The 24,571-nt window shown below is 63.9% G+C and carries 27 protein-coding genes, 1 tRNA gene and 1 riboswitch; of the genes, 10 read left to right on the top strand and 18 right to left on the bottom strand.

The window, feature by feature from the left end; translation table 11 throughout:
• Nucleotides 1-294: 294 nt before the first annotated feature.
• From recN to AC3A6F_RS13635, 3 genes are all read right to left on the bottom strand, one after another.
• Nucleotides 295-1,959: a DNA repair protein RecN gene (recN, locus tag AC3A6F_RS13645; RefSeq protein WP_487681560.1), complete on the bottom strand. Its 1,665-nt coding sequence runs from the start codon at nt 1,957-1,959 to the stop codon at nt 295-297.
• 66 nt (nt 1,960-2,025) lie between these two features.
• A complete protein-coding gene (locus tag AC3A6F_RS13640) occupies nt 2,026-2,928 on the bottom strand; it encodes an NAD kinase (RefSeq protein ID WP_487681558.1) in 903 nt (300 codons plus the stop codon).
• A gap of 289 nt (nt 2,929-3,217) precedes the next feature.
• A complete protein-coding gene (locus AC3A6F_RS13635; RefSeq protein ID WP_487681557.1) occupies nt 3,218-4,126 on the bottom strand; it encodes a DUF3667 domain-containing protein in 909 nt (302 codons plus the stop codon).
• A gap of 143 nt (nt 4,127-4,269) precedes the next feature.
• On the opposite strand from AC3A6F_RS13635, the gene AC3A6F_RS13630 reads away from it, so the two are divergent.
• The 5 genes from AC3A6F_RS13630 (at nt 4,270) to ribB (ending at nt 7,216) form a co-directional block, all read left to right on the top strand.
• Nucleotides 4,270-4,596, top strand: coding sequence for a hypothetical protein (locus AC3A6F_RS13630; RefSeq protein WP_487681555.1), 327 nt, complete (start codon nt 4,270-4,272; stop codon nt 4,594-4,596).
• A 3-nt stretch (nt 4,597-4,599) separates the two neighbouring features.
• Nucleotides 4,600-5,031 carry an OsmC family protein gene (locus AC3A6F_RS13625; RefSeq protein ID WP_487681553.1) on the top strand — a complete coding sequence of 144 codons (432 nt, stop codon included), beginning with the start codon at nt 4,600-4,602 and terminating at the stop codon, nt 5,029-5,031.
• A gap of 99 nt (nt 5,032-5,130) precedes the next feature.
• Nucleotides 5,131-5,544, top strand: a complete 414-nt coding sequence (gene gloA, locus AC3A6F_RS13620) for a lactoylglutathione lyase (protein WP_487681551.1) — start codon at nt 5,131-5,133, stop codon at nt 5,542-5,544.
• A gap of 204 nt (nt 5,545-5,748) precedes the next feature.
• The gene (locus AC3A6F_RS13615; protein ID WP_487681549.1) at nt 5,749-6,099 is read left to right on the top strand and encodes a hypothetical protein; all 351 of its coding nucleotides are present in this window, start codon (nt 5,749-5,751) and stop codon (nt 6,097-6,099) included.
• A 215-nt stretch (nt 6,100-6,314) separates the two neighbouring features.
• Nucleotides 6,315-6,466: riboswitch (FMN riboswitch) on the top strand.
• Nucleotides 6,467-6,568: 102 nt separating this feature from the next.
• The gene (gene ribB, locus AC3A6F_RS13610; protein ID WP_487681547.1) at nt 6,569-7,216 is read left to right on the top strand and encodes a 3,4-dihydroxy-2-butanone-4-phosphate synthase; all 648 of its coding nucleotides are present in this window, start codon (nt 6,569-6,571) and stop codon (nt 7,214-7,216) included.
• A gap of 91 nt (nt 7,217-7,307) precedes the next feature.
• Here ribB and AC3A6F_RS13605 read toward each other — a convergent pair whose 3' ends face one another.
• The 4 genes from AC3A6F_RS13605 to AC3A6F_RS13590 all read right to left on the bottom strand — a co-directional run bounded on the left by AC3A6F_RS13605 (nt 7,308) and on the right by AC3A6F_RS13590 (nt 10,492).
• Nucleotides 7,308-8,666: a TolC family outer membrane protein gene (locus tag AC3A6F_RS13605; RefSeq protein ID WP_487681545.1), complete on the bottom strand. Its 1,359-nt coding sequence runs from the start codon at nt 8,664-8,666 to the stop codon at nt 7,308-7,310.
• Between the two features lie 37 nt (nt 8,667-8,703).
• Nucleotides 8,704-9,027 carry a rhodanese-like domain-containing protein gene (locus AC3A6F_RS13600; RefSeq protein ID WP_109346086.1) on the bottom strand — a complete coding sequence of 108 codons (324 nt, stop codon included), beginning with the start codon at nt 9,025-9,027 and terminating at the stop codon, nt 8,704-8,706.
• Between the two features lie 8 nt (nt 9,028-9,035).
• A complete protein-coding gene (locus tag AC3A6F_RS13595) occupies nt 9,036-9,689 on the bottom strand; it encodes a protein-L-isoaspartate O-methyltransferase family protein (RefSeq protein WP_320473909.1) in 654 nt (217 codons plus the stop codon).
• A 161-nt stretch (nt 9,690-9,850) separates the two neighbouring features.
• Nucleotides 9,851-10,492 (bottom strand): TetR/AcrR family transcriptional regulator, encoded by a 642-nt coding sequence (locus AC3A6F_RS13590; RefSeq protein WP_487681542.1) that lies wholly within the window; start codon nt 10,490-10,492, stop codon nt 9,851-9,853.
• Nucleotides 10,493-10,696: 204 nt separating this feature from the next.
• On the opposite strand from AC3A6F_RS13590, the gene AC3A6F_RS13585 reads away from it, so the two are divergent.
• Nucleotides 10,697-10,963 carry a YkgJ family cysteine cluster protein gene (locus AC3A6F_RS13585; RefSeq protein WP_487681540.1) on the top strand — a complete coding sequence of 89 codons (267 nt, stop codon included), beginning with the start codon at nt 10,697-10,699 and terminating at the stop codon, nt 10,961-10,963.
• Nucleotides 10,964-11,068: 105 nt separating this feature from the next.
• On the opposite strand, the gene AC3A6F_RS13580 is transcribed toward AC3A6F_RS13585, so the two are convergent.
• A complete protein-coding gene (locus tag AC3A6F_RS13580; RefSeq protein ID WP_487681538.1) occupies nt 11,069-11,476 on the bottom strand; it encodes a hypothetical protein in 408 nt (135 codons plus the stop codon).
• A 239-nt stretch (nt 11,477-11,715) separates the two neighbouring features.
• On the opposite strand from AC3A6F_RS13580, the gene AC3A6F_RS13575 reads away from it, so the two are divergent.
• Nucleotides 11,716-12,549 (top strand): undecaprenyl-diphosphate phosphatase, encoded by an 834-nt coding sequence (locus AC3A6F_RS13575; RefSeq protein ID WP_487681536.1) that lies wholly within the window; start codon nt 11,716-11,718, stop codon nt 12,547-12,549.
• 42 nt (nt 12,550-12,591) lie between these two features.
• On the top strand, nt 12,592-14,424 hold the full coding sequence (gene recQ / locus AC3A6F_RS13570) for a DNA helicase RecQ (RefSeq protein ID WP_320473905.1): 1,833 nt from the start codon (nt 12,592-12,594) through the stop codon (nt 14,422-14,424).
• A 5-nt stretch (nt 14,425-14,429) separates the two neighbouring features.
• Here recQ and AC3A6F_RS13565 read toward each other — a convergent pair whose 3' ends face one another.
• The 3 genes from AC3A6F_RS13565 to trmB form a co-directional block, all read right to left on the bottom strand.
• Nucleotides 14,430-15,179, bottom strand: coding sequence for a LytR/AlgR family response regulator transcription factor (locus tag AC3A6F_RS13565; RefSeq protein ID WP_487681534.1), 750 nt, complete (start codon nt 15,177-15,179; stop codon nt 14,430-14,432).
• Nucleotides 15,176-16,390, bottom strand: coding sequence for a sensor histidine kinase (locus AC3A6F_RS13560; RefSeq protein ID WP_487681532.1), 1,215 nt, complete (start codon nt 16,388-16,390; stop codon nt 15,176-15,178). The genes AC3A6F_RS13565 and AC3A6F_RS13560 overlap by 4 nt, the downstream gene beginning before the upstream one ends.
• Nucleotides 16,391-16,521: 131 nt before the next feature.
• A complete protein-coding gene (trmB, locus tag AC3A6F_RS13555) occupies nt 16,522-17,202 on the bottom strand; it encodes a tRNA (guanosine(46)-N7)-methyltransferase TrmB (protein ID WP_487681530.1) in 681 nt (226 codons plus the stop codon).
• A gap of 171 nt (nt 17,203-17,373) precedes the next feature.
• On the opposite strand from trmB, the gene AC3A6F_RS13550 reads away from it, so the two are divergent.
• Nucleotides 17,374-18,489: a succinylglutamate desuccinylase/aspartoacylase family protein gene (locus tag AC3A6F_RS13550; RefSeq protein ID WP_487681528.1), complete on the top strand. Its 1,116-nt coding sequence runs from the start codon at nt 17,374-17,376 to the stop codon at nt 18,487-18,489.
• Here the strand turns inward: AC3A6F_RS13550 and AC3A6F_RS13545 are convergent.
• From AC3A6F_RS13545 to AC3A6F_RS13535, 3 genes are read right to left on the bottom strand one after another with little or no spacing between them, the layout of a single operon-like run.
• On the bottom strand, nt 18,466-18,900 hold the full coding sequence (locus tag AC3A6F_RS13545) for a nuclear transport factor 2 family protein (RefSeq protein WP_487681526.1): 435 nt from the start codon (nt 18,898-18,900) through the stop codon (nt 18,466-18,468). The two genes, AC3A6F_RS13550 and AC3A6F_RS13545, sit on opposite strands and share 24 nt — an antisense overlap.
• Before the next feature lie 47 nt (nt 18,901-18,947).
• Nucleotides 18,948-19,697 (bottom strand): SDR family NAD(P)-dependent oxidoreductase, encoded by a 750-nt coding sequence (locus tag AC3A6F_RS13540; protein ID WP_487681524.1) that lies wholly within the window; start codon nt 19,695-19,697, stop codon nt 18,948-18,950.
• Nucleotides 19,698-19,734: 37 nt separating this feature from the next.
• Nucleotides 19,735-20,796: an aldo/keto reductase gene (locus tag AC3A6F_RS13535; RefSeq protein WP_487681523.1), complete on the bottom strand. Its 1,062-nt coding sequence runs from the start codon at nt 20,794-20,796 to the stop codon at nt 19,735-19,737.
• Nucleotides 20,797-21,098: 302 nt separating this feature from the next.
• On the opposite strand from AC3A6F_RS13535, the gene AC3A6F_RS13530 reads away from it, so the two are divergent.
• On the top strand, nt 21,099-21,695 hold the full coding sequence (locus tag AC3A6F_RS13530) for a YqhG/Tai3 family protein (protein WP_487681521.1): 597 nt from the start codon (nt 21,099-21,101) through the stop codon (nt 21,693-21,695).
• Between the two features lie 8 nt (nt 21,696-21,703).
• On the opposite strand, the gene AC3A6F_RS13525 is transcribed toward AC3A6F_RS13530, so the two are convergent.
• The 4 genes from AC3A6F_RS13525 to AC3A6F_RS13510 form a co-directional block, all read right to left on the bottom strand.
• Nucleotides 21,704-22,372 carry a DUF6064 family protein gene (locus tag AC3A6F_RS13525; protein WP_487681519.1) on the bottom strand — a complete coding sequence of 223 codons (669 nt, stop codon included), beginning with the start codon at nt 22,370-22,372 and terminating at the stop codon, nt 21,704-21,706.
• The gene (locus AC3A6F_RS13520) at nt 22,369-23,298 is read right to left on the bottom strand and encodes an aldo/keto reductase (RefSeq protein ID WP_487681517.1); all 930 of its coding nucleotides are present in this window, start codon (nt 23,296-23,298) and stop codon (nt 22,369-22,371) included. Before AC3A6F_RS13520 ends, AC3A6F_RS13525 begins: the two co-directional genes overlap by 4 nt.
• A 91-nt stretch (nt 23,299-23,389) precedes the next feature.
• Nucleotides 23,390-23,463 (bottom strand) — tRNA-Gly (locus tag AC3A6F_RS13515).
• Between the two features lie 68 nt (nt 23,464-23,531).
• Nucleotides 23,532-24,527 carry a TraB/GumN family protein gene (locus AC3A6F_RS13510; protein WP_487681515.1) on the bottom strand — a complete coding sequence of 332 codons (996 nt, stop codon included), beginning with the start codon at nt 24,525-24,527 and terminating at the stop codon, nt 23,532-23,534.
• Nucleotides 24,528-24,571 lie beyond the last annotated feature (44 nt).

Genomic DNA, 24,571 nt, shown 5'->3' with positions numbered 1-24,571 from the left:
CCGCAGGTCGAACGTCACTCTGCCACAGAATGAAGAAAGCGGCATGACAACTAATTGGATAGGTGCAGACCGGGCACTTCGTTGTTGTCCGCGCCGCACGCACGTCGTTCCCGCGCCTTAAACACGTCGTTCCCGCGCCTTAAACACGTCGTTCCCGCGCCTTAAACACGTCGTTCCCGCGCAGGCGGGAACCCAAGTCCTCCGCGCCGCCAATACCGTCAAGCGGAGCGTCAACGCCAGCAACCTTGGGTTCCCGCCTTCGCGGGAACGACGTGTGGAGGCTGTTGGCCAATGTCAGGAAGCGAGCAGCTCCCGCGCATGCTTGCGCGTGGTCTCGGTGATCTCGATCCCGCCCAGCATGCGCGCCACCTCCTCGACCCGCGCGCGGCTGTCGAGCACGTCGATGCGCGACACGGTGCGGCCTTCGCCCGTCGTGCCCTTGGCCACCTGGAAATGCTGGTTGGCCTGGCTCGCCACCTGCGGCAAGTGGGTCACGCACAGCACCTGGCGCTGCCGGCCCAGGCGCTTCAACAGGCGCCCCACCACCTCCGCCACGCCGCCGCCGATGCCGGTGTCGACCTCGTCGAAGATCAGGGTCGGCACCGTGGTCGCGTTCGAGGTGATCACCGAGATCGCCAGCGAGATGCGCGCCAGTTCGCCGCCCGAGGCCACCTTGGCCAGCGGACGCGGCGCCACGCCGGCATGGCCGGCGACCAAAAATTCAACCTGTTCGAGGCCATGCGCGCCCGGCTCGCCGCTGTTGAGACCGATGGCGAAGCTGCCGCCGCTCATGCTCAGTTCTTGCATCGCGGCCGTCACTTGCGTGCCCAGTTCGGCGGCGGCCTTGACGCGGCGCGCCGACAGGCGCCCCGCCACGTCCATATAGGCGGCTGCGGCTTTTTCTTCCTGCTTGCGCAGGCCCTCGATATCGGTGGCGTCGGCCAGCTGGCGCAGCTTGGTGGCCAATTGTGCGTGTTCATCCGGCAGTTCTTCGGGCGTGACGCGGTACTTGCGCGCGGCGCTGTGCAGCGCCTCCATGCGGGCGTCGACTTCGCGCAGGCGCCCAGGGTCGAGCTCGATCTTGTCGATGTAGTTGTTCAGCTCGGACACCGCCTCTTGCAGCTGGATGCGGGCCGGCTCCATGCAGTCGAGCACCGACTGCAGCTGGGCGTCGACGTCGACCAGCTTGCCGAGCTTGGCGTTGAGCGAGGACAGCTGCGACAGGATCGGATGCTCCGATTCCGAGATCGCGGCCAGGGCTTCCTGGGCGCCTTCGAGCAGGCTGGCGGCATGCGACAGGCGGCTGTGTTCGTTGCTGATCTCGACCCATTCGCCGGCCTTTGGCGCCAGTTTGTCGAGCTCGCTGACCTGCCACTCGAGGCGCTCGCGCTCGATCAGCACGTTCTTGGCATTGGTCTCGTATTCTTCGCGCTGACGCACCAGCGCGCGCCAGGCGCGCCAGGCTTGCGACACGGCTTGCGCCTCGGTGCGCGCCTGCGGATCGCGCACCGCGATCTGGTTGTCGAGCAACGCGCGCTGGGCATCCGGCTTGAGCAGCGACTGGTGGGCGTGCTGGCCGTGGATGTCGACCAGCAGTTCTCCCAGTTCGCGCAACTGGGCTGCGGTCGCGGCCACGCCATTGATATAGGCCTTGGAGCGGCCGGCGTTGTCGATCACGCGGCGCAGCAGCGCCCCGCCCTCCTCGACGCCAAATTCATGCTGCTCGAGCCAGGCACTGGCTGCCTCGGTCGGCGAAAAATCGGCCGTGATGTCGGCTTTGGCCGCGCCTTCGCGCACCATGCTGGCGTCGCCGCGTCCGCCCAGCGCCAGTTGCAGCGCATCGATCAGGATCGACTTGCCGGCGCCGGTCTCACCGGTGAACACCGAAAAGCCGTTCGAGAACTCCAGTTCGATGGCGTCGACGATGACGAAGTCGCGGATGGTCAGTGTGCGCAGCATGAAAAATCGGGTCTCCGGTGATTGGCGATTCTGTGGCGATCAGGTCAGGCGCTGGATCGTGGCGACTTACTTGAGCTTGCCGTCGTTGGTGGGGTATTCGTTCCAGTGCAGCTTCTGGCGCAGCGTGTGGTAGTAGCTCCAGTCGAGCGGATGCAGGAAGGTGATCGTGTGCGGCGAACGCGAGATGACGATCTGGTCCCCCAGTTGCAGGCTGGTGAAGGTCTGCATGTCGAAGTTCACGCTGATGTCGCGTCCGCTGACCAGCTCGACCACGATCTCGCTATCGTCGGGCACCACGATCGGCCGGTTCGACAGCGCGTGCGGCGCAATCGGCACCAGCACCGTGCCCTTCATTCTCGGGTGCAGCAGCGGACCGCCGGCCGACAGCGCATAGGCCGTCGAGCCGGTGGGCGTGGACACGATCAGGCCGTCCGAGCGCTGGTTGTACATGAATTGACCGTCGACGGTCAGCTTGAGTTCGACCATGCCGGCGCCGGTGCCGCGCGCCACGACCACGTCGTTGACGGCCACGCTGCAGAAGATCTGTTCGCCGTCGCGCATCACGCGCGCTTCGAGCAGGGTGCGTTCCTCCAGACGCGAACGGCCCTCCAGGATCTCGCTGAGCGCCGGCAGCATGTCGTCGAGCGGGATGTCGGTGATGAAACCGAGCCGGCCCAGGTTGATGCCGATCAGGGCGATGTCGTATGCGGCCAGCTGGCGCGCGATGCCAAGCATGGTGCCGTCGCCGCCGACCACGATCCCGATCTTCGCCTGCGCGCCGATCTCGGCCACGGTCATCGAGTCGATATCGTCCAGTTGCAGGTTGGCCGCGGTATCGGCCTCGAACACCACGCGGTAGCCCGCCTCTTGCAGGAAATCGCGGATGCGGCCGACCGGCTCTTCAACGCCTGCCGTGTTATGCCGCACAACGAGCGCGATGATCTGTTGCGGTTGGGGCGAAGCGGGCATGACGGTCTCTGCAGTATAGGGTTAAACGACACGCTGGAGATTAACCGATAATCCCTGCGGCTGCCATACGGCGCTCGGTAATGGGAGCCTGTCCCGGTGGGTGGGGGGAAGCTCATGCCGATGCATGGCAAGCGTGAGCAAGGCGCGAGGAGGCCGCATGGCGAGCCATGCAACGACAAGCAACGCAGCGCACGCTTGCCAGGCGCGGCAGGAGCGACTCCCACCCACCGGGACAGGCTCCTACTGTATAGATGAACAGTATAGCGGGCGCTCCCCCTGCACTGCAAGTTCATCCCATCATTGCCATGACCATCACGGTCAATACGGCCGAGACCAGGGTCACGACGTGCGCGAAGATCAGCATGACCCAGCGGACGACGGTGCCCACCCAGCTGCGCTCGTAGACGCGGCGCATCGCCACCGGCAGGTAGAACACCAGCCACAGCAACAGCGCGAAAGTGATGAATTTCCAGCTTTCCGGCAGCAGGATCATTACCGACAGCATCAGGAAGGCGAAGGCATTCACATGCAGGGCGAACAGGAAATGCTCGCCATAGCGGCGCCCGGTGCCCAGGTACAGTATCTTCAGGTACAGCGCGAACAACGGCATCATGGCGAAGATCGCATACGGCGTATAACTGAAGAAGGCTTGCTTGAGCGTTGCCCTCTGCGCTGCCGGGGTCAGGGACAGGAAGCGCGCCACGCGGTCGCGCAATACCGGATGCACATTGCTGGCCTTCTTGTCGAGCACGGCCAGGACTCTTTCATACTCGGCGGCGTCCGCCCCCATGGCCGGGCCCAGCACCGTCTCCTTGGCGCGCCCTTCGGCCACCGCGGCGGCCAGGGCCGGCGTCGGCTCGTCGAAGCGCGCCACCTCGACGCCACTGAGCTTGAACAGCGCAAAGAAAATGATGCTGAAGGTGAGGTACAGGCGCAGCGGCTCGAGATAACGCACACGGCGGCCCTGGATGTATTCGCAGGTCAGCAAACCCGGCCGGGCGATCAGCAGGGCCAGCGACTTCCACAGCTTGCCCTCCAGCGCCACGTAGTGGGCAATGAACTCGTGCAGGAATTCGCGTGCGCTCGGCACGTGCAGGTGGGTGGCCTGCCCGCACTGCTGGCAGTAATTGCCGTGCGTGGTCGTGCCGCAGTTCTTGCAGGGCATGCTGGCGTGGTCGGTCAGGGTGTGGGAGCTCACGGCGCTTTCCGTCAATACGGTCAAGCTCCCATGTTAGCCATCTAATTGCAAAAAAGCATCATCAAATTACGGCTTTCAATTGCGCGACTGTTTCGATGCGACACAGTTACGATGGGAATGACGAAATGACAAAGGAGAGCACCATGGTGACTGAATCCAAGGACCGGTTCGTCAATACGAAGGAACCGATGAGCAACGATGGCGCCAAACGCCAGCCGCATGAACGCGACGAGACGCCGGACGGGCAAGACCAGGCGCCGCGCGGCGTCATGAAGCAGGCGGCCAAGGACCTCGAGCAGGGCCTGGTCGACACCGATTCGCGCAACACGCCCGGTATTTCGGAGGCGGTCGATCCCGCCCCTGGCGCCACCGGCCAGGCCCAGCCGCAGCCGGACCGTCATCGCGATATGCGCGACCACGACGCCGAGCCTGCGCCCGAAGACAACGACAACGACACTGAAAGGAAATAACACATGACGATCAAACGCGATGGCAGCGCAGTCTGGAGTGGCGGCATCAAGGATGGCAAGGGCCAGGTATCGACCGGCAGCGGCGCCCTCAAGGACCAGCCCTACGGCTTCAACACCCGCTTCGAAGACGCGCCGGGCACCAATCCCGAAGAGCTGATCGGCGCGGCGCACGCGGGCTGCTTCACGATGGCGCTGTCGGGCCAGCTGGGCCAGGCCGGCCTGACCGCCGACGAGCTGCGCACCAAGGCGACGGTGTCGATGGAAAAGGTCGAGGGCGGCTTCTCGATCACGGCCGTGCACCTCGAGCTGGTGGCCAAGATCCCGGGCGCGAGCCAGGAAGCCTTCGACAAGGCGGCCAACACGGCCAAGGAAAACTGCCCGGTGTCGAAGCTGCTGAACGCGACGATCACGCTCGACGCCAAGCTCGAGAACTGATCCGGCGCGCCGCGGGCCGTCCGGCCTGCGGCGCATCCGGCAAGGATGCCGTCGAACGCATAGAATGGCGGTTCTTCGAAACACATAGGGCAAGCCAAAATGCGCATCCTGCATACCATGTTGAGGGTCGGCGACCTGCAACGCTCCATCGACTTCTACACCAAGGTGCTGGGCATGAAACTGCTGCGCACCAGCGACAATCCGGAATACAAGTACAGCCTGGCCTTCCTCGGCTACGGCAGCAATCCGGACCACGCCGAGCTCGAGCTGACCTATAACTGGGGCACCGACAGCTACGACATGGGCAGCGCCTACGGCCACATCGCGATCTCGGCCGAAGACATCTACGCCACCTGCGACCAAGTGCGCGGCGCCGGCGGCAACATCACACGCGAACCGGGCCCGGTCAAGGGCGGCACCACCGTGATCGCCTTCATCACCGATCCGGACGGCTACAAGGTCGAGCTGATCGAGCGCGCCGACCATGCCGGCGGCGGTGGGCTGAGCACCTGAGCACCGACTGAATTTTCAGCAAAATGGCGCGGCGCCTCCAGGCACCGCGCCATTTTTTATTTCGAGCCACCCACCACGCATATCTCACGTGCGGCTTGACGACCGTCATGCCTGCAGGCATCACCTGGAGACCTGCTCTCTCAAGATCGACACTGCAGCCAACGAGACGGAGTGCACGATGTCCATCCAGGCCTGCCCGCGCCCATGAGAGCCTTTCCCGCCCCCGCTTCGCTCGGCCTGTTCGGCACGGGTCTGAGCCAGCATGCGCGGCTCCTCACCCTGGCCAGCAGCCAGCAAGGCGGGCTGCCGCAATCGCTCGTGGCGGAGCGTTTTTCGGGACGCGAGGCCGTCAATGCGTTGTTCCGCTTCGAGGTCGAAGCGCTCAGCACCTCGACCGACCTCGACCTGTCATCCTTCATCGGCGAAGAATTGAGCGTCGGCCTGCTGCAGCCGGATGGCGGCCGGCGCCTGGTATGGCCGCGCGAACAGTTCACTAAATCCCGCATTCGCTCCGAGTTTGGTCGCACGCTATGCATTCACGGCGCGTCCGGGTAACTACTTTACCCCCGCGCGCCTAGCGTCAAGGCGTCGACTCGCGCATGGCGAGGCATTTCCAGATGTAGAGTCATCGTATGGAAAAACTATCTGGCAATGGGACACCCAGCAAGACTGACAGACGGAGCGGCAGCCAGGATTTGACCGCCCTCCGGCAAACTCCGCACACCGCTGCTACAATCCTCCCGCCTGCTGCTCAGCAGGCAACAACTTAATTACGTCTTCGGGGCGGGGTGCGATTCCCCACCGGCGGTATGACCTTCACGGGTCGAGCCCGCGAGCGCTTGCTCAACTCCCATTGAGCAGGGTCAGCAGACCTGGTGAGAAGCCAGGGCCGACGGTATAGTCCGGATGAAAGAAGATGTGCGCTGTCATGCGCCTGATCACCCGCGCCTTCGCGGTTGAACAGGTGCGCGGTTTCGCTTTGCCCTGATGCGTTTTTCGCCAACCTATGCGAGGAGCGTTTCACATGTTAGTCCCTACCTACACCCTTCAAAGCAATGATCTCGAAGGTCGTATCGCCGCCGCCCTGGCCGCCATGCGCGCCGGTATCCCCGTCATCCTGCTCGACGACTTCGACCGCGAGAACGAGGCCGACCTGATCGTCGCCGCCGAAAAACTGAGCGTCGCATCCATGGCGCTGATGATCCGTGAATGCAGCGGCATTGTCTGCCTGTGCCTGTCCGACGAGAAGGTGCGCGCGCTCGAGCTGCCGCCGATGGCGCCCGAGAACGGCAGCCGCTACGGCACCCCGTTCACGGTCTCGATCGAAGCCCGCCATGGCGTGACCACCGGCGTCTCGGCCGCGGACCGCGTCTCCACCATCCAGGCCGCAATCGCGCGCAATGCGCAGCCGGACGACCTGGTGCGTCCCGGCCACGTATTCCCGCTGCGCGCCACGCCAGGCGGCGTGCTGGCGCGCGCCGGCCATACCGAAGGCTCGGTCGACCTGGCCAAGCTGGCCGGGCTGCAGCCGGCCGCCGTGCTGTGCGAACTGATGAACCCGGACGGCACCATGATGCGCGGCGAGCAGATCGAACAGTTCGCCGAAGAGCGCGCCTTCCCGATCCTCACCATCGCCGAACTGATCCAGTGGCGCCGCGCACGGGCGCTGTAATGTAAAAAACGAAAAAGCCCGGATTGCCAGCACGCTGGCCACCCGGGCTTTTTTCAATCTGCCTGCGCACCCAAGGCGCAGGCAGGTTGGATCACTCTCCCAGCAGGCTGTTCACCGGCACCAGATCCGCCTCGCGCAGCGAACCTGCCGCCGCCTTCAGGCGCAGGCCGTTGATGATCACGTCATAGCGCGCGCGCGACAGGTCGGTGCGGGTCTGGTACAGCTGGCGCTGGGCGTTCAGCACGTCGATATTGATACGCACGCCGACCTGGTAACCCAGCTTGTTCGACTCCAGCGCCGACTGGCTCGACACTTCCGCCGCTTCCAGCGCCTTGACCTGGGCCAGGCCGCTGTTCACGCCCAGGAACGATTGGCGCGCCTGCAGCGCCGCGTTGCGGCGGGTCGCTTCCAGGTCGTTGCGTGCGCGGTCTTCCAGCGCGATCGATTCGCGCACCCGGCTGGTGACGGCGAAGCCGCTGAAGATCGGCACGCTCCACTGCACGCCGATCGCGTTGTTCTTCGTGTCGCCCGAGCTGCCGGTGCGGCCGTTGACGTCGCGGCGGGTCGAGCTCGCCACCAGGTCGACGGTCGGCAGGTGGCCGGCGCGGTTGCGCGAGATGTCGCGCATGGCGATCTCGACCTGCAACTGGCCGACGGTCACGCCATAGTTCTGGTTCTCGGCCGACGACACCCAGGGGTCGACCGAAGCCGGCTGCGGCACCGCCAGCGTCACGCCCGGCTTGAGCGCAGCCAGGTTGCCCGGCGCGGTGCCGATGATCGTCTGCAGCGTGTTGCGCTTGTTGTCCAGGTCGTTGACGGCGGCGAATTCCTGCGCCAGCACCAGGTCGTACGCGGCCTGTGCCTCGTGGGTGTCGGTGATGGTCTGGGTGCCGACCTCGAAGTTGCGCTTGGCCGACGCCAGCTGTTCGGTGGTCGCTTCCTTCTGGGCGCGGGTCGATTCCAGTTTATCTTGCGCCGCCAGCACGTCGAAATAGGCCGTGGCCACGCGCGTGATCAGGTCTTGCTGGGCCTGGGCGAACTGCGCCTCGGCGATCGCCTGCTGCAGCTTGCTCTGCTGGTACGTCTGCCAGCGATCCCAGCGGTACAGCGGCTGCTGCAGCGACAGCGTGTATTCGTTGGTGCGCAGGTTCGAACCGCTCGAATCGATGATGCCCGGCTGGCCGTTCGGCAAGGTACCCACCTGGCCGATATTCCATGGATCGAAGTCGTTGTCGTTCTTGCTGATTCCACCACTGAGACCCACGGTCGGCAGCAAGCCTGCACGCCCCTGTGTGATCCGCTCGCGGCCGGCGGCCAGCGAGGCGCGCGCGCTCGCATACGTCGCATCGTTGGCCAGCGCCTGCTGGTACACCTGGATCAGGTCGGCAGCATGGGCGTTGAGCGAGAAGCACGCGCTGGCAAGCAGCACGGCAAGTAGGGGTTTCTGCATTGCTATCTCCACAGGAGTCATCTAGTTGAGGATCAGGTCAATACTTCGGCATCGACGGATCGACCTGTACGGCCCAGGCGTGTACCCCGCCTGTTAAGTTCGTTACGTTACTGAATCCATTACGTTCGAGGAAGGCGGCCACGTTCATGCTGCGCGCCCCGTGGTGGCAGATGCACACCACTTCCCGGTCGTCGTCGATCTCGCCCACGCGGACCGGAATCAGGTGCATCGGGATCTGGACCGAGCCTGCGATCTTGCAGGTCTCGAATTCCCAGTCCTCGCGCACGTCGAGCAGCAGCGGCTGCTCGCGCGCCGGGTCGGCCAGCCAAGCAGCCAACTCGGGTGCGGTAATCTGTCGCATCGTCGTCCTCAGAAGGTGAAGCGCGACGGCGCTTCGGCGCCGGTCAGCGGCTTGGCCACGGTCTCGAACACCTTGACCGCGTCGTGCGCCGTTTCCGAGGTGCGGGTGATCAGCTGGCAAGTCATCGCCGGCGCCTCGCCCAGGATGGCAATCATGCGGCCGCCCACTTTCAGTTGCTTGACCAGCGCTTCCGGCAGCACCGGCAGGCCGCCCGAGACCACGATCACGTCGTATTCGGTGCCCGTCGACCAGCCCTGGGCGCCGTTGCCTTCTTCGACGCTGACGTTGATGACGCCGGCCTTGGCCAGGTTTTCCTTGGCCAGGGTGACGCTTTCTGGCTGGATCTCGACCGTGGTCACGTGACGCGCGGTGTGCGCCAGCAGCGCGGTCATGTAGCCGGAACCGGTGCCGATCTCCAGCACGTTCTCATGTTTCTTCACCGCGATCTCTTGCACGATGCGCGCTTCGACCTTCGGATTGAACATCGTTTCGCCACCCGCCAGCGGGATCTCGACATCCGCAAATGCCAGGTTCTCGTAGGCCTTCGGCACGAATTGTTCGCGCTTGACCACGTGCAGCAGCGCCAGCACGTCCTCGTCCAGAACGTTCCACGGACGGATTTGCTGTTCGATCATGTTGAAGCGGGCTTGTTCGATATTCATTTCAGTTCTCGGTGGAAAAATAAATAATCCGATATTCTAATCGCTCAATGGCCTCTGGACGCACATCTTAACGATGCACGGCCGAGCCAGCGGAAAATTGCGACAGTCTGCAGTTTGAGGGGGATGAACGCCAGAAATCCGTCCCTGGCGTGATTGGCAACTTACTGGGATGGGGGAAGCAGGCCGTGCAGGGTGATGTCGAGGAAGGCTTCCAGGAAGGCTTCAGGCTGCAGGTCGCTGCGCTCACAGGGGGCGATCGTATGCTTCCAGGTCGAGAGCATCAATAGCGGCGCGATCAGCACCTGGGCCGTCTGCGGCACGTCGATCGCGCGGAATTCGCCGCGCCGGATGCCGCGTTCGAGCATGTTCGAAATCATGCGCATGCGGCGCGTCATGACTTCTTCCTGGTAAAAGCGCGCCAGCTCGGGAAAATTATCGGCTTCGGCGAGGATCAGCTTGCTGATGCCGGAAGCCTTGGTCGCGCCGATGCGCACCCACCAGGACAGGATCACGTGACGCAGCAATTCGGCGCTATGGCCATCGAACTCCGCCACCGATGTCTCGGCATCGTCGATCATCGGCAGGATGGTCTGCCGTACGACGGCCTTGAACAGGTCTTCCTTGTTGGCGTAATACAGGTAGAGCGTTCCCTTCGACACCCCGGCGCGGCGGGCCACGTCTTCCAGGCGCGTGGAGGCGAAACCACGTTCGACGAACAGCTCCATCGCAGATGCCAGGAGTTCCTTGGGACGCGCATCCTTGCGACGTTCCCAGCGCGGCTTGCTGTCAAGTTGGCAGTCCATATTCCCGCCCAGAAATTATCTAAGGAACAATTAATATAGACCGCGCTCGTCGGTACAGTCAAGCAACCGTTGTATAGCCGAAACTATATTAGTTGAAATGTGGTAGTAGCCGTAGATTCAACCGTTTTCACGAATATGTTGCAGGTCGATTACAGGCGACCGGGCTATACTGGCGGGCTCTGTTTCACGCATTCCTCGATGTCCATGTCCGCCTCTTTCCAGTGCCGGCCGCAGTGCGGCGCCTGCTGCACCGCGCCCTCGATCACCAGCCCGATTCCAGGCATGCCGAACGGCAAGCCGGCCGGGGTGCGTTGCGTGCAATTGGGAGAGGATGAGCGCTGCCGCATCTTTGGGCAACCGGAACGGCCGGCCTTCTGCGGCGGCCTGCAGCCATCGCATGAAATGTGCGGCGACGATCGCCAGCAGGCGATCCGCTGGCTGAGCGAGCTGGAAAAGGCGACTGCGCCGTAGGGTTGGCGGCTTACGCCGCCAACGCGGTGATAGTTGCCAGCAAGATCATCCGGCGCAAAAATCGGTACCGATAACAATCACCGCGTCGGCGGCAAGCCGCCGACCCTACATCGCCGATTTGCCGCGCGCCTGTTGCACGCGCTGGAACAACCCGCCGAGGGTCAAGCCGTCATGCCAGACCTCGTCCAGGCGCAGGCCGTAGCGCTCGCGCAGGGCGCGCGCCAGCGGCTCGATGTCGGACGCGTCGGGCATCCAGCGTGTAGACCTGGCGGCGCGCACCACGCCCAGCACCTGGTCGTCGGGACGCAGGTGCAGCTTCTCGCTGTCGCCGAACGAGAAGGCGGCGCCGAACACCGACAGGAATTCGCGGATGTCTTTACGGGATGCGGATGGGAAGGAACTGCGCCAGACCCGGCCCTGGAAGGGTCGGTAGCGTAATGCATTAGGCAACTGCCAGTCATGAAATGCCAGCCAGGACAGCGCGGCAAGGATGATGACCAATAATAGACTCATTGGGTGAGTGCAGGATTACTCATGGATTTAGTTTAGCACGCGATTTCACATTCGATGCAAGCGCTTTTTTCATTCGCGTGCAGGTCCAGGCGCCGGCCAGCCGCACATCAGCCCCGCAAAAATCGTCCGTACGGTTCAGTTAGCACAACGGTGGCGGCCCGGCTCATGGTAAGCTGCGAGCCCAAGCCGGCGTGCCTTTCCCGGCTCGTTCCCAGATCACTTCCACACCAATACAATTCATGGATATTGCGCTCGCCATCAAGGCGATCATCATGGGCCTGGTCGAGGGCTTCACCGAATTTCTTCCGATTTCTTCCACCGGTCACCTGATTCTTGCGGGCGAGTTGCTCAACTTCACAGGCGTCAGAGAAACGGTATTCAAGATCGTGATCCAGCTTGGCGCCGTGCTGGCCGTCGTCTGGGAGTACCGCGAGCGTGTCATGCGCCTGTTTTCCGGGCTGGGATCGGATCCGCTCCAGCAGCGCTTCGCGCGCAACGTCGCGATCGCCTTCATGCCGGCCGCCATCGCCGGCGTGCTGTTCAGCGCCACGATCACCGAACTCCTGTTCCACCCGGTGCCGGTGGCGATCGCCCTGGTCGTGGGCGGCGTCATCATCCTGTGGGTGGAACACCGCCAGCGCCAGCGCGCGACGCCGCCGCGGGTCGAAACGGTCGACCAGATGACGGCGCTCGACGCGCTCAAGGTCGGCTTCGCCCAGTCCTTCGCCCTGATTCCCGGCACCAGCCGTTCGGGCTCGACCATTATCGGCGGCATGCTGTTCGGCCTGTCACGCAAGGCGGCCACCGAATTCTCGTTCTTCCTTGCCATGCCGACGATGCTTGGCGCTACGGTGTATTCTGTGGTCAAGGAACGCGAGGCACTGTCGATGGCCGACTTCCCGCTGTTCGGCCTCGGCTTCGTCTCGGCCTTCATCGCCGCCTTCCTGTGCGTGCGCTGGTTGCTGCGCTACATCAGCACGCACGACTTCACGATCTTCGCCTGGTACCGTATCGTATTCGGTATCCTGGTGCTGGTGACCGCTCACTTTGGCTTGGTCAACTGGTCGGAGTAAACTACCAGCCTTACCCTAGTCCAAAACACTGAAACAGACAGTATGAATCCCGATATCGGCGCCGACCTCGGCGCGCGCGCTCTCCATGTGCTGGAGACGGTCTTCGGCTATCCCGCCTTCCGCGGGCAGCAGGGAGAGATCGTCGAGCACGTGGCCAGCGGCGGTGACGCGCTGGTCCTGATGCCGACCGGCGGCGGCAAGTCGCTGTGCTACCAGATCCCCGCCCTGTTGCGCGACGGCGTCGGCGTCGTCGTCTCCCCGCTGATCGCGCTGATGCAAGACCAGGTCGATGCGCTGGAAGAAGTCGGCGTGCGCGCGGCCTTCCTCAACTCGACCCAGAGCTTCGAGGAAGCCATGCGCATCGAGCGCCTGGTGCGTACCGGCGAGATCGACCTCGTCTACGTGGCGCCCGAGCGCCTGATGACGCCGCGCTGCCTCGAGCTGTTCGAAAGCAGCCGTATCTCGCTGTTCGCCATCGACGAGGCCCACTGCGTCTCGCAATGGGGCCATGACTTCCGGCCCGAATACATCCGGCTGTCGATCCTGCACGAGCGCTTCCCCAATGTGCCGCGCATCGCGCTCACCGCGACCGCCGACCAGCAGACCCGCGCCGAGATCGCGCACCGCCTGCAGCTGGAAGACGCGCGCCAGTTCGTCTCGTCGTTCGACCGCCCCAATATTCGCTACTCGATCGTCGAGAAGACCACCGGCCGCAAGCAGCTGATCGATTTCATCAGCAGCGAGCACGCGCAGGACTCCGGCATCGTCTACTGCCTGTCGCGCAAGAAGGTCGAGGAAACGGCGGACTTCTTGAACGAGCACGGCATTCGCGCCATGGCCTATCACGCCGGCATGGAGCACACGGTGCGCGCCGCCAACCAGGCCCGCTTCCTGCGCGAAGAGAATATCGTCATGGTCGCCACCATCGCCTTCGGCATGGGCATCGACAAACCCGACGTGCGTTTCGTCTGCCACCTCGACCTGCCCAAGAGCATCGAGGGCTATTACCAGGAGACGGGCCGCGCCGGCCGCGACGGCGCTCCCGCCAGCGCCTGGATGGCCTATGGCCTGCAAGACGTGGTCCTGCAGCGGCGCATGATCGACGAATCCGAGGCCGACGAAACCTTCAAGCGCGTGCTGTCGATGAAGCTCGACGCCATGCTGGGGCTGTGCGAAACGCTCAGTTGCCGGCGCATGCGCCTGCTCGACTACTTCGGCGAGCGCTCCGGCCCCTGCGGCAACTGCGATACCTGCCTGGTGCCGCCGGTCAGCTTCGACGGCTCGGTGCCGGTGCAGAAGCTGCTGTCGGCCATCTACCGGGTCGACCAGCGCTTTGCCGGCGGCCACGTGATCGACGTGCTGCGCGGCGCTCAGACCGAGCGCATCAGCCAGTGGCACCACGACAAGCTCACCGTGTATGGCGTCGGCGCCGACCGCTCCGAACAGGAATGGCGCGCCATCTTGCGGCAGGCGATCGCCCTCGGCCTGGTGACGGTCGACCACGACGCCTTCAGTTCGCTCAAGCTCACCGACGCCGCGCGGCCGGTGCTCAAGGGCGAACAGAAGGTGCAGCTGCGCCAGTACCAGAAGCCGGTCAAGGCCAAGCGCCCGTCCACCTCGCGCTCGAGCTACGAAGAAACCGAACTGTCGCGCGACGAACAGGCGATCTTCGACCGCCTGCGCTCGTGGCGCATGGGCACCGCGCGCGAGCACGGCGTACCGGCCTATGTCGTGTTCCAGGATGCGACCCTGCGCGAGATCGCCAAGGTCAAGCCGGGCTCGATCGACCAGCTGCGCGGCGTGTCGGGCGTCGGCGAGAAGAAGCTCGTCTCTTACGGCGACGAGATCGTCGCCATCATCAACGAGATGAGCTGACCGGCTTACTCCCGGAACAGGTGGGTGAAACTGCGGCTGACCGGGAGCACCTCGTCGCTCCCGCGCAGCAGCACCTGCATGCGTTCGGCATCGACCCGCTCCGCCGCCCGGATCGCATTCACGTTCACCAGCGTGCCGCGGTGGATCTGCCAGAACAGGCCCGCATCGAGCCCGCCCACCAGGTCCTTGAGCGGAATGCGCACCAGCGCCTCCGAATCGGCCAGCACCACCCGCGTGTACTTGGTGTCGGCCTGGAAGAACAGCACCTCCTCGACGTCGATCAGGCGGATCTGCTTGCCGACGCTGGCCTTGAGCCATTTGAGCTTTTCCCGCTTCGCTTGCGGCGCCGCCGCCTTCACCTGCTGCACCACCTCACTGACATCGTCCGGACAGGCGTCCAGCTTCTCGCGCAGGCGCGCCAGGGCCTTGTCGAGCCGACCCGGCTGGATGGGTTTGAGCAGGTAGTCGACCGCACCGGTATCGAAGGCATCGACCGCATACTGGTCGTAGGCGGTGACGAACACCACGTGCGAACGGCGACCGATCCGCTCCGCGACTTCCAGGCCCGACATGCCGGGCATGCGGATGTCGAGAAAGACCACCTGCGGCTCGTGTTCGAGCCAGGCGTCCCAGGCATCGATGCCGTTCTCGGGCGCCGCCACCACCTGCGCTTCGGGCCAGGCCGTGGCCAGCATGCCGAGCAGGCGCTCGCGCATCAGGGGTTCGTCTTCGGCGACCAGCACTGTCACGCTCATGCTTGCTCCTTGCAGGGGATGGCGATTTCGGCCAGCAGGCCAGGTTCGGCTTCGGAGAGCAGCAGGCAGGCTCCTTCGCCGTAGGCCAGGCGCAGGCGGTGGCGCACGTTTTCCAGGCCGGTGCCGGCGCCCGGCGTGTCGCTCATGCCGACGCCGCTGTCGCGCACCCGGATGCGGATCGTCCCTTCGTCGTCGTGGGCCGTGACGACGATCTCGCCGCCGTGCAGGGACGGCTCGATGCCGTGCTTGATCGCGTTTTCGGCCAGGGTCAGCACGAGCATGCTGGGCACCTGGGTGGCTGCCAGCGCTTCCGGCACGTCGACGGTGTAGCGCAGCCGTTCGCCCATGCGGATCTGCATCACCCGCAGGTAGGAGTCGACCAGGCCGAATTCGGTGGCCAGCGCCACCTGCTCGCAACGCATATCGCTCATGCTGCCGCGCAGGAAATCGATCAGGTGGGACGTGAGTTCGGCAGCGCGCGGCGCACCCTGCTCGGCCAGCTGCTGCACCGCGCCCAGGGTGTTGAACAGGAAGTGCGGCTCGATCTGGGCGCGCAGCAGGCGCAGCTGGGTCTCGCTTAGTTCGCGCGCCAGGCGTTCCTGTTCGGCGTCGCGTTTGAGCTGTTCGGCCAGGTTCTGGTAGTGGCGATTGCGCAGCACGGCAACCACGATGACCGGTATCGCCACCAGCGCGGTCACGAAGAGTGTCACGGTCACGACGATCCTGGGCAGCTTGTCGATCAGGATGGACCAGTGGCTGCCCGTCTCGAACATCGCGGTCAATCCGCCGAACAGCCCGCCCACCAGGCCGAGGCCGACGATCGTGACCAGCGCCCTGCCCTTGGCGCGCACGACCTTCCCATAGTTGAACCAGACGCCGATCAGCGACATGGCCACCGCGATGCCGATCGCATTGGCGGCGACGACTGTTTGCCACCATGGTGTCGACGGCAGGAAGGCAAGATTGATCAGGAAACCGAGCACCGACAGTACGACGCACAGCTTGAGCACCGCCAGCAGGGCTGCCGAGGTGCTGACGGTACTGGAAAACTTGTACAGGGATTCGCGCTCGGCGGGCGACATTTCCGCCAGCTTGCGGGCGAAGAAGCGGCGGCAACCGGCCGGCACCTGCTCCACCAGCGCAGGGTCGCGCAGGACCGCGAGCTGCTCCGCTTCCACCTCGCGGTTCCATTGTTCGATGCGTTTCCACATGCCGTTCTCCTCTGTGCTCGTTAATGTATATCAACGAGTCCAGTCTAGGAACTTCCGGTGGCCCGGGACAGCAGGTGGCGACGAACGACGAAGACGGGGGAACGAACGACGATCCGCCCCCGGATTGACACTTACTTGCGCGTGAAGACCAGGTCCCAGACGCCGTGACCCAGCTTGATGCCGCGGTTCTCGAACTTGGTCAGCGGACGGTATGCTGGCTGCGGCGCATAGCCCTCGGCGGTGTTGACCAGCTCCGGCTCGGCGCTCAAGACTTCGAGCATCTGCACCGCATAGTCTTCCCAGTCGGTCGCCAGGTGCAGGTAGCCGCCCGGCGCGATCTTCTGGCACAGCAGCTTCACGAAAGCCGGCTGGATCAGGCGGCGCTTGTTGTGGCGCGCCTTGTGCCATGGATCGGGGAAGAACACGTGCACGCCGTGCAGCGAGCCGTCAGCGATCGTGTGGTTCAGCACTTCGAACACGTCGTGCTGGACCAGGCGCAGGTTATCGATGCCCTGCTCGCCGATCTGCTTGAGCAGGCTGCCCACGCCCGGCGTGTGCACCTCGACGCCCAGGAAGTCCTTCTCTGGCATCAGCTTCGCGATGTGGGCCGTGGTGTCGCCCATGCCGAAGCCGATTTCCAGGATCACGGGGGCCTTGCGGCCGAAGGCCTGTGCGAGGTCGAGCGCTTCCTTCTTGTATTCGATCAGGAATTTGGGGCCATGCTCCTCGAAAGCCCGCGCCTGCGCGGTCGACAGCCGCCCTGCGCGCGTGACGAAACTGCGGATGCGGTGTTCGGTGGGATCGTACAGCATGGACCGTGCCGGACCACTGGTAGGCTTTTCAGAAGACATGGGGAGCGTTGAGTATGCGGAAAAAACGGCTGTCATTATAGCGCAGCCGCCCCCACCATCGACCGTGCGTGGCGGCAAGGCGGAATCGAGCATAATCATTGTCTTCCCCCAGCAACGCCGGAGCCCCTTGCCATGCACTCGACGAAACACCCGATCGCCATCGAAGACAGTGTCGCCACCCTGAACCTGACGTCGTTCCACTACGGCGTAGCCGGCAGCGGCAAGAAGGTGTACATCCAGGCCGCGATCCACGCCGACGAAGTGCCGGCGATGCTGGTGGCGCACCTGCTGCGCGGGCAGCTCGAGAAGCTCGATGCCGAAGGACGGATCAAGGGCGAGATCATCCTGGTCCCGGCAGCCAACCCGCTCGGGCTGTCCCAGGTGCTGCATGGCGCGCCCTTCGGCCGCTACGACCTGTCCACCGGCCTGAACTTCAACCGCTCCTATCGCCACGTGGCCGCCGCCCTCAAAAGCGCGCTCGAAGGCCGGCTGGGCCAGGATGCAGCAGCCAACGTCGCGCTGATCCGCGAGCTGGCCCGCGACGAGGTGGCGGCCTGGGAACCGGCGGACAATGCCGCCACGCTCAAGAAACTCCTGCTGACGATGGCGATCGACGCCGACATCGTGCTCGACCTGCACTGCGACAACGAGGCGGTGCTGCACATGTACACCGGCACGCCGCTGGTCGACGTGATCCAGCCGCTGGCCGACCTGATGGGCGCGCGCGTGCTGCTGGTGGCGAAGGAGTCGGGCGGCGAAGCCTTCGACGAGGCCTGCAGCCGGGTGTGGTGGGACCTGGCCGACCATTTTACGGACGCCGTCATCCCGCCCGCCTGCGCCGCCGTCACCGTCGAGCTGCGCGGCGAGAACGACGTGAACTACGACTATGCGCAGCGGGATGCCGACGCCATCCTGCAGTACCTGGCACACCAGGGCGTGATCGACATCCCGACGGTCGCCCTGCCCGCGGCCCACTGCGGCCCGACGCCGCTCGATGCGGTCGAGCCATTGGTGGCGGCGCATGCGGGCGTGCTGGTGTTCCGCAAGAAGCTGGGCGATCAGGTGGCGGCGGGCGAGCCGATCGCGGATGTCGTCAACCCAGTCAACGGCCAGGTCACGCCGGTAGCGGCCAGCCGTCCGGGACTGCTGTTCGCCAGCACGGCGCACCGCCACCTGCTGCGCGGGATGCACATTTGCAAAGTGGCGGGGGCGGATTCGTTCAGGTCAGGCAATCTGCTGTCGAACTGATCCGGGCTGGAACGCGCGCCACAGGCCATATGAATCCTCGATGAAGTTGTACGTGCTGACCTTGCCGTCTCTTACCGAACAGATTGCCGCGAAGTCGCTCTCGAACTCCTTGCCGGTGCTCAGGATGCGGTGCTTGAAGTGTCCCGTGATGACTGCCTGGTCGCCGCTTTCGAAGATGCGCTCGATGTGAAATGCGAGCGGCTCGAAGTTGGCGGGGAACAGCGTCATCCAGGCGCGCACCTCTTCCTTGCCAAGCTGGACGCCGATCGTCGGCACGTCGGGCGCCCCTTGTACCTTCCACACGACGTCATCGCTCAGGCAGTCGAGGGTGCGCTCGACATCCTTCTTGAAGAAGGTATCGAGGTAGTGCTGGACGACCTGTCCGGGCGTCATACCGCTTGTCGTTGCCATATCCTTTCTCCTTTCAGCCCGCCTGCGGGCGGGCGCGAACGATCACATCAACGGTGTCCACCAGCGAGCACCATGAATTCTCCCGTGGTCCAGGCCGATTCGTCGGACGCCAGGTAGACGGCCGCGGGCGCGACATCGTCGGGCACACCCAGCCGGCCCAGCGGCGTCCGGGCCGTGATGGCCGGGCCGTAGTCGGACTCCAGGAAGCCGCCCGCGTGCACGCCCTCGGTCGCAACCACGCCCGGCTTGATCGCATTCACGCGGATCCTGCGTGGCGCGAGCTCGTTCGACAGGGCGCGGGTAAGGCCATCGATCGCGCCCTTGGTGGCGGAATAGACCGACGCATTCTCCGGTCCGAACAGCGTCACGGTGGAACTCATATTGATGATGCTGCCGCCGCCAAGCATGTAGGTGGCCGCTTCCCGGATGGCGAGCAGGTAGCCGAAGACATTCAGCTCGAAATGCTTGCGGAATAGCTCGAGCGAGAGGTTCTCCAGGGGCTGGAAATGATATACCCCCGCATTGTTGACGAGCACGTCGATGCGTCCGTAGGCTTCGTTCGCCTGGGCGAACAGCTGCCTGACGGCATCCGGGTCGCGCATATCCGCCCTGATGGCGATTGCCTTGCCGCCGGCTTCGACGATCTCGTCCACGATCTCGTCGGCCGCTTCCTTGCTGCTTGAATAATTGACCACAACCGATGCCCCCTCGGCCGCGAAGTGTTTTGCGATGGCCGCACCCAGGCCCTTCGACGCGCCGGTGATCACGGCGACTTTTTCTTGCAATCGATAACTCATGACTGAAATCCTTTCGGTAAGCGCCGCAGGACGGCTGTCAGGAAGTGGCCGACATCTTGTCGGCCCACAGGTCGACCGGGCCGAGGCGATCCACGCCCTGGGTCGCGAGCATCCAGCCTGGATATTCCGGCGGCAGCTCGCTGACTTCGTCGAGCCGGCGGATCTCGTCTTCGCTGAGAGTGATGTCGACCGCAGCGATGTTGTCCTCGAGCTGGCTCAGGCGCTTGGCCCCGACCAGCACGGACGTGACGACCGGCTTGGACAGCAGCCAGGCCAGTGCAATCCGGGCCGGGCTGCACGCGTGCGCTTCGGCGATGGGGCGCATCACGTCGATGACGTTCCAGGCGCGCTCCTTGTCGATGATCGGGAAATCGAAATCGGAACGGCGCGACCCTTCCGGCGACTGGTTTTCGCGGCTGAATTTTCCCGACAACAGCCCACCGGCCAGCGGACTCCAGACGAGCAAGCCCATCTTTTCCGCTTCGAGCAATGGTCCGATTTCGCGTTCGAGATCGCGGCTCGCTATCGAGTAGTGGGCCTGCAGCGTATTGAAACGCGCCAGGTTCAGGCGGGCGGAAATCCCGAGCGCGGTCGCAACGCGCCATGCAGGCCAGTTCGAGACACCGATATAGCGGACCTTGCCCTGGCGGACCAGATCGTCCAGCGCGCGCAACGTCTCCTCGGTGGGCGTCAGGATATCGGTCGCGTGGATCTGGTACAGGTCGATGTGATCCGTCTGCAGCCGTTGCAGGCTCGCGTCGACGGCATCCATGATGTGGCCGCGTGAAGCGCCGACATCGTTGCGGCCTGGCCCCATGCGGCTGTATACCTTGGTGGCCAGCACATAGTCCTTGCGGGCGATGCCCAGGTTCTTGAACGACTGGCCGAGGGTGCTTTCGCTCTCGCCACCGGAATACACATCGGCGGTATCGAAGAAATTGATGCCCGCCTCGATGCTGGCCTTGACGAGTTCATCGGCGCCAGCCTGGTCGACATTGCCGATATGCTTGTACACGCCGCTACCGCCGCTGAAGGTCATCGTTCCCAGGCATAGCTGCGATACGAGCAATCCGGTGTTACCTAAGGTCTTGTATTTCATCGTGTTCTCCTTGGAAGACTTCGAATCAATACCAGGGCGCGTTGACGTCAGCCGTTCGGCCCCGGATGACGACAGTCTGGCTTCTTCCGGGATGCCAAGGAATACACATTCTTGCTCGAACGATGCCCAATTTTGGATCCATCAGGTCAACTCGCTCACCATGCACCACGGGCTAAAATCAGCCGAGCAATCTATTGTCGAGCTGAGCGATATGTGACTGCGGCAGGGTGATTGCGCATGCCCAATTTTCACATCTGGGAAACAACAATAATTGGTCGTGTCTTCAATAACACGTCAATGTCATGTCGATTGATGTGGAAAATTCGACTTCTGGACTGGTCCAACCTATCGCAGAGAAAGGTCCGAGTATGCTGTTCACCGTCCTTAGCCGCGCCCTCTGCGCGATATCTTTCGCTCTCATCTTCCTTGCTCCATCCACCGCGGCGCCACGTGAATCAGATGAACAAGTCGCTATTGTGGGCAGCCTGTACAAGACCTTCGCATGGCAGGTGCTGTCGAGTTCGATTAACGTTTTTGGCAAGCCGCTAGCGCAGCAGGCAAGTTCGGTCCTTCGTCGTTACTTTGATCAGGAACTGGCTTCTCTACTGGTCAAAGACGGTCACTGCGCCGAAAAAACCGGCGAAATATGCAATCTGGACTTCGACCCCATCTTCGCGTCACAGGACCCGGCTGCCGTCGACTTGACGATACGTCCCATGCCAAAAGACATCGTGACTGTTGAATTTATCTATCCCTCCAGCGGTGAGAAAGTGCGGCTAGAGTACCGCATGGCTAGAAGAGAAAATGGCTGGCGGATCGATGACATTCATTATTCGGGAATGTCCAATGGCTCTCTCAAGCAGCTGCTCAAGCGCAAACTACCCGCCGGCGACGACTAACATCAGGCTCAATGTGTTGGCGAATGCCTGGAATGTCTGAAGAGCAAGCCGGCTGCGACAGCCAGGATGGCGAATGTCGGCAACAGCCAGGCATAACCGACGCGCAGCTCCATCAGGGTCGCCCCGCTCACCGCGCACCAGGCCAGCGGAATCAGCCAATGGAGCGGGTGGGCGCGGCATGCCAGCAGCGCGCCCAGCGTGGCGACGGCGGTTGGGTCGGGCGCAATGCCGAACACTTCAGCGTGGTTCCAACCACGTCCACTACCCAGCGCCAGCAGCGGATACCCGAGCACTGCCAGGCCGGAGAGGCCCAGCGCCACCTGCTTTTGCGTACCTGCCGGCGCCGCGCCGTGCGACCGCAGCGCCATGAAGCACAACATCACGGACTGCACGCCGAAGGCGAGCGCGAACCAAGGGCCGGCGGTATTGATGTCCGCATAGCGTTCCAGGTGATACGCCCAACCCACCCAGCCCCAGGCCATGGCCAGCACCAGCAGCGCGATGCGGGAGGTGTGGGCGCCAGGGCGCGCGATGCAGCCAATGACGATCAGGCCGGCCGCCAGCGCCAGCAGGTGCGCAGGCCAGACCGCCTCGTTGTACAGGGCGATAAGCCGGTAGTAGCTGCGTTGCGAGAACATCAAAAAGTCCGACAGCGTATACGTCCACCACTCGCTCATGCCAGCCTTTCGGCATCCTGGGCGATGCGCTTGCGCAGGGCCTCGTCGGGCATCCGGCCGGCGCCGGCCAGCAGGTTCTCGCGCACGTGGGCCACGCTCGAGGTGGCTGGGATCGCGCAGGTGACGGCAGGGTGGGACACGATGAACTTCAACAGCGCCTGGGCCCAGGTGGTGCAGCCGATGTCCGCAGCCCAGCCGGGCAAGGGCTTGCCGGCCAGCGCCTGCGTCAAATCTCCCTGGCGGAACGGTCGGTTGACGATCACGCCGATGCGGCGCTCGCGCGCCAGCGGCAGGATGCGCTGTTCGACCTCGCGATCAAGGGCGTTGTACGAGATTTGTACGAAGTCAATGGGGTATGACGCCATGATCTTCTCGATCTCGCCATGACGCCGGCCTTCGGACGTCGTGATGCCGACATAGCGCAGCCGCCCTTCCTTCTTCATCGCCAGCAGGGTCTTGAGGTGCTCTTCCCACGACAGCAGATTATGCACCTGCAGCAGGTCGAAGCGTGGCACGCGCCACAGTTTTCGGGAAGTCTCGATCTGCTGCACGCCGCGGGCGCCGCCGCTGATCCAGACCTTGTCGGCCGAGAACAAGGCCGGCGGCTTGATGGCTTGCACGGCTTCGCCGATCACATCCTGGGCCGAGCCGTACATCGGAGACGAGTCGATCATCCGGCCGCCGCCGGCGAGGAACTGGCGCATCACCTCCTGGCATTCCTTGCGGGCCTGCGGATCGCGGCCGACGTTGAAGGTGATCCAGCTGCCCAGGCCGATGACGGGGATCTGTTCACCGGACGAGGGGATCGGGCGGGTGAGCAGTGTCGCCGGGGCTGGCGCGGCGTGCAGCGCTGGCAGGGCCAGGCTGCCGGATACGGCAAGCAACGATTGCAGCAGGTGGCGGCGTGAAGGCGAATCGGGAATCATGCGAAGGGTTCCTTGCTCGGCGAGACGAGGGAACTCGGAGGATATCGCGATTGGAGACGGGATGGCGCTGTTCAGCTACGGGAACAGCGACTGGAGCGGGTGAAGGGAATCGAACCCTCGTATGAAGCTTGGGAAGCTGCCGTTCTACCATTGAACTACACCCGCGTTGCCAGCATTCTACGCGCGTTTGGGACAGTTTGACAATTTCCCGTCCCTCCCGCGCCTGCCCAGGATCAATCCGGCTGCTCGACCGTATACCCTTTCGCCGCCAGCGCCGCGATCACCCCTTTCGGATTGAAGATATCCTCGATCTTCAGCACGGCGAAGGTCGAGGCATTGGCCGCGAGCGCCTTCTCGGCCGAAGCAATCCACATCGCCTCCGCACGTACCTTCATGTTCTTGAATTCGGGCTCGGCATCGAATGCCGCGCTGTTCATCAGGGCGCCGAAGCAGGCCTCTTCACGCGTGGCGAAGTCCAGCTTGCGCATTTCATCCACATCGCCCTTGGCCCATGCATTGGCGCGCCGGCTGGCGGCCTCGATGTCCTGCTCCAGCGTGGCCATCGTGCGCGCCAGGCAGGCAGCATCGCCCAGGGTCGACTTCTTGAAGTTCTTGAGCACCGTGCGCGCATTGTCCGTCGGCAGCTGGAAGGTCGACGAGGTCTCCTTCAGCTTTGCCTTCTTGACCAGGTCCAGCAGCGGCTTGCGTACCGTGTAGCTGTCGACCAGGCCCGCCTGCTTGCGCGCGGCGTTCGACAACACCTCCGCCGCGAAGATCGGGCGCTCGCGCTCGACGTCGTCGTTCTCGGGCAGGTACTTGGCTTTGAGCGCGGTCCAGCGCGCGTAGTCTTCGGCCGGCATCACGTCGCGCAAGGTTGCGCCATCCGGATTCTTGCGCACCCCGATCATGCTCGGCAGGAGCGTGATCGACTTGAAGAAGCCTGGTTTCGCCGAGGCGCTTGGCGCCGACAGGTATTCCTGCGAATTCCGGATGACGTTCTCGACCTCATGCGAGCGCCACTGCATGTCCTTCGGCACCGGCCCGTACATGCCGAATACCCACAAGACGTGCTCGCCCTTCGACACTTTCCACATGCCCGGGCCGGGTCGCTGGGCCACGACATGGATCTGCTCCGGCGCCGGCTCGGCGGCGGTCTCAAGCGCATCGACGGCGGCCTGCGCCGGGGCAGCCACATCTTCCGATTGCGCCCAGGCGGGAGCGGTCAGCATGCATATGCAGAAAGCAGGTACGGCGAGCTTGTTCATGAAATCTT

It is taken from the genome of Massilia sp. Soil_C_3 (assembly GCF_057657035.1).
This window is presented reverse-complemented; position numbering and strand designations above follow the sequence as displayed.

Bases quoted from the DNA above. Each gene is read 5' to 3' on its own strand.
- recN (WP_487681560.1), bottom strand. From the start codon at position 1,959: ATGCTGCGCACACTGACCATCCGCGACTTCGTCATCGTCGACGCCATC.
- AC3A6F_RS13640 (WP_487681558.1), bottom strand. From the start codon at position 2,928: ATGCCCGCTTCGCCCCAACCGCAACAGATCATCGCGCTCGTTGTGCGG.
- AC3A6F_RS13630 (WP_487681555.1), top strand. From the start codon at position 4,270: ATGGTGACTGAATCCAAGGACCGGTTCGTCAATACGAAGGAACCGATG.
- AC3A6F_RS13625 (WP_487681553.1), top strand. From the start codon at position 4,600: ATGACGATCAAACGCGATGGCAGCGCAGTCTGGAGTGGCGGCATCAAG.
- gloA (WP_487681551.1), top strand. From the start codon at position 5,131: ATGCGCATCCTGCATACCATGTTGAGGGTCGGCGACCTGCAACGCTCC.
- AC3A6F_RS13615 (WP_487681549.1), top strand. From the start codon at position 5,749: ATGAGAGCCTTTCCCGCCCCCGCTTCGCTCGGCCTGTTCGGCACGGGT.
- ribB (WP_487681547.1), top strand. From the start codon at position 6,569: ATGTTAGTCCCTACCTACACCCTTCAAAGCAATGATCTCGAAGGTCGT.
- AC3A6F_RS13605 (WP_487681545.1), bottom strand. From the start codon at position 8,666: ATGCAGAAACCCCTACTTGCCGTGCTGCTTGCCAGCGCGTGCTTCTCG.
- AC3A6F_RS13600 (WP_109346086.1), bottom strand. From the start codon at position 9,027: ATGCGACAGATTACCGCACCCGAGTTGGCTGCTTGGCTGGCCGACCCG.
- AC3A6F_RS13595 (WP_320473909.1), bottom strand. From the start codon at position 9,689: ATGAATATCGAACAAGCCCGCTTCAACATGATCGAACAGCAAATCCGT.
- AC3A6F_RS13590 (WP_487681542.1), bottom strand. From the start codon at position 10,492: ATGGACTGCCAACTTGACAGCAAGCCGCGCTGGGAACGTCGCAAGGAT.
- AC3A6F_RS13585 (WP_487681540.1), top strand. From the start codon at position 10,697: ATGTCCGCCTCTTTCCAGTGCCGGCCGCAGTGCGGCGCCTGCTGCACC.
- AC3A6F_RS13580 (WP_487681538.1), bottom strand. From the start codon at position 11,476: ATGAGTCTATTATTGGTCATCATCCTTGCCGCGCTGTCCTGGCTGGCA.
- AC3A6F_RS13575 (WP_487681536.1), top strand. From the start codon at position 11,716: ATGGATATTGCGCTCGCCATCAAGGCGATCATCATGGGCCTGGTCGAG.
- recQ (WP_320473905.1), top strand. From the start codon at position 12,592: ATGAATCCCGATATCGGCGCCGACCTCGGCGCGCGCGCTCTCCATGTG.
- AC3A6F_RS13565 (WP_487681534.1), bottom strand. From the start codon at position 15,179: ATGAGCGTGACAGTGCTGGTCGCCGAAGACGAACCCCTGATGCGCGAG.
- AC3A6F_RS13560 (WP_487681532.1), bottom strand. From the start codon at position 16,390: ATGTGGAAACGCATCGAACAATGGAACCGCGAGGTGGAAGCGGAGCAG.
- trmB (WP_487681530.1), bottom strand. From the start codon at position 17,202: ATGCTGTACGATCCCACCGAACACCGCATCCGCAGTTTCGTCACGCGC.
- AC3A6F_RS13550 (WP_487681528.1), top strand. From the start codon at position 17,374: ATGCACTCGACGAAACACCCGATCGCCATCGAAGACAGTGTCGCCACC.
- AC3A6F_RS13545 (WP_487681526.1), bottom strand. From the start codon at position 18,900: ATGGCAACGACAAGCGGTATGACGCCCGGACAGGTCGTCCAGCACTAC.
- AC3A6F_RS13540 (WP_487681524.1), bottom strand. From the start codon at position 19,697: ATGAGTTATCGATTGCAAGAAAAAGTCGCCGTGATCACCGGCGCGTCG.
- AC3A6F_RS13535 (WP_487681523.1), bottom strand. From the start codon at position 20,796: ATGAAATACAAGACCTTAGGTAACACCGGATTGCTCGTATCGCAGCTA.
- AC3A6F_RS13530 (WP_487681521.1), top strand. From the start codon at position 21,099: ATGTCGATTGATGTGGAAAATTCGACTTCTGGACTGGTCCAACCTATC.
- AC3A6F_RS13525 (WP_487681519.1), bottom strand. From the start codon at position 22,372: ATGAGCGAGTGGTGGACGTATACGCTGTCGGACTTTTTGATGTTCTCG.
- AC3A6F_RS13520 (WP_487681517.1), bottom strand. From the start codon at position 23,298: ATGATTCCCGATTCGCCTTCACGCCGCCACCTGCTGCAATCGTTGCTT.
- AC3A6F_RS13510 (WP_487681515.1), bottom strand. From the start codon at position 24,527: ATGCTGACCGCTCCCGCCTGGGCGCAATCGGAAGATGTGGCTGCCCCG.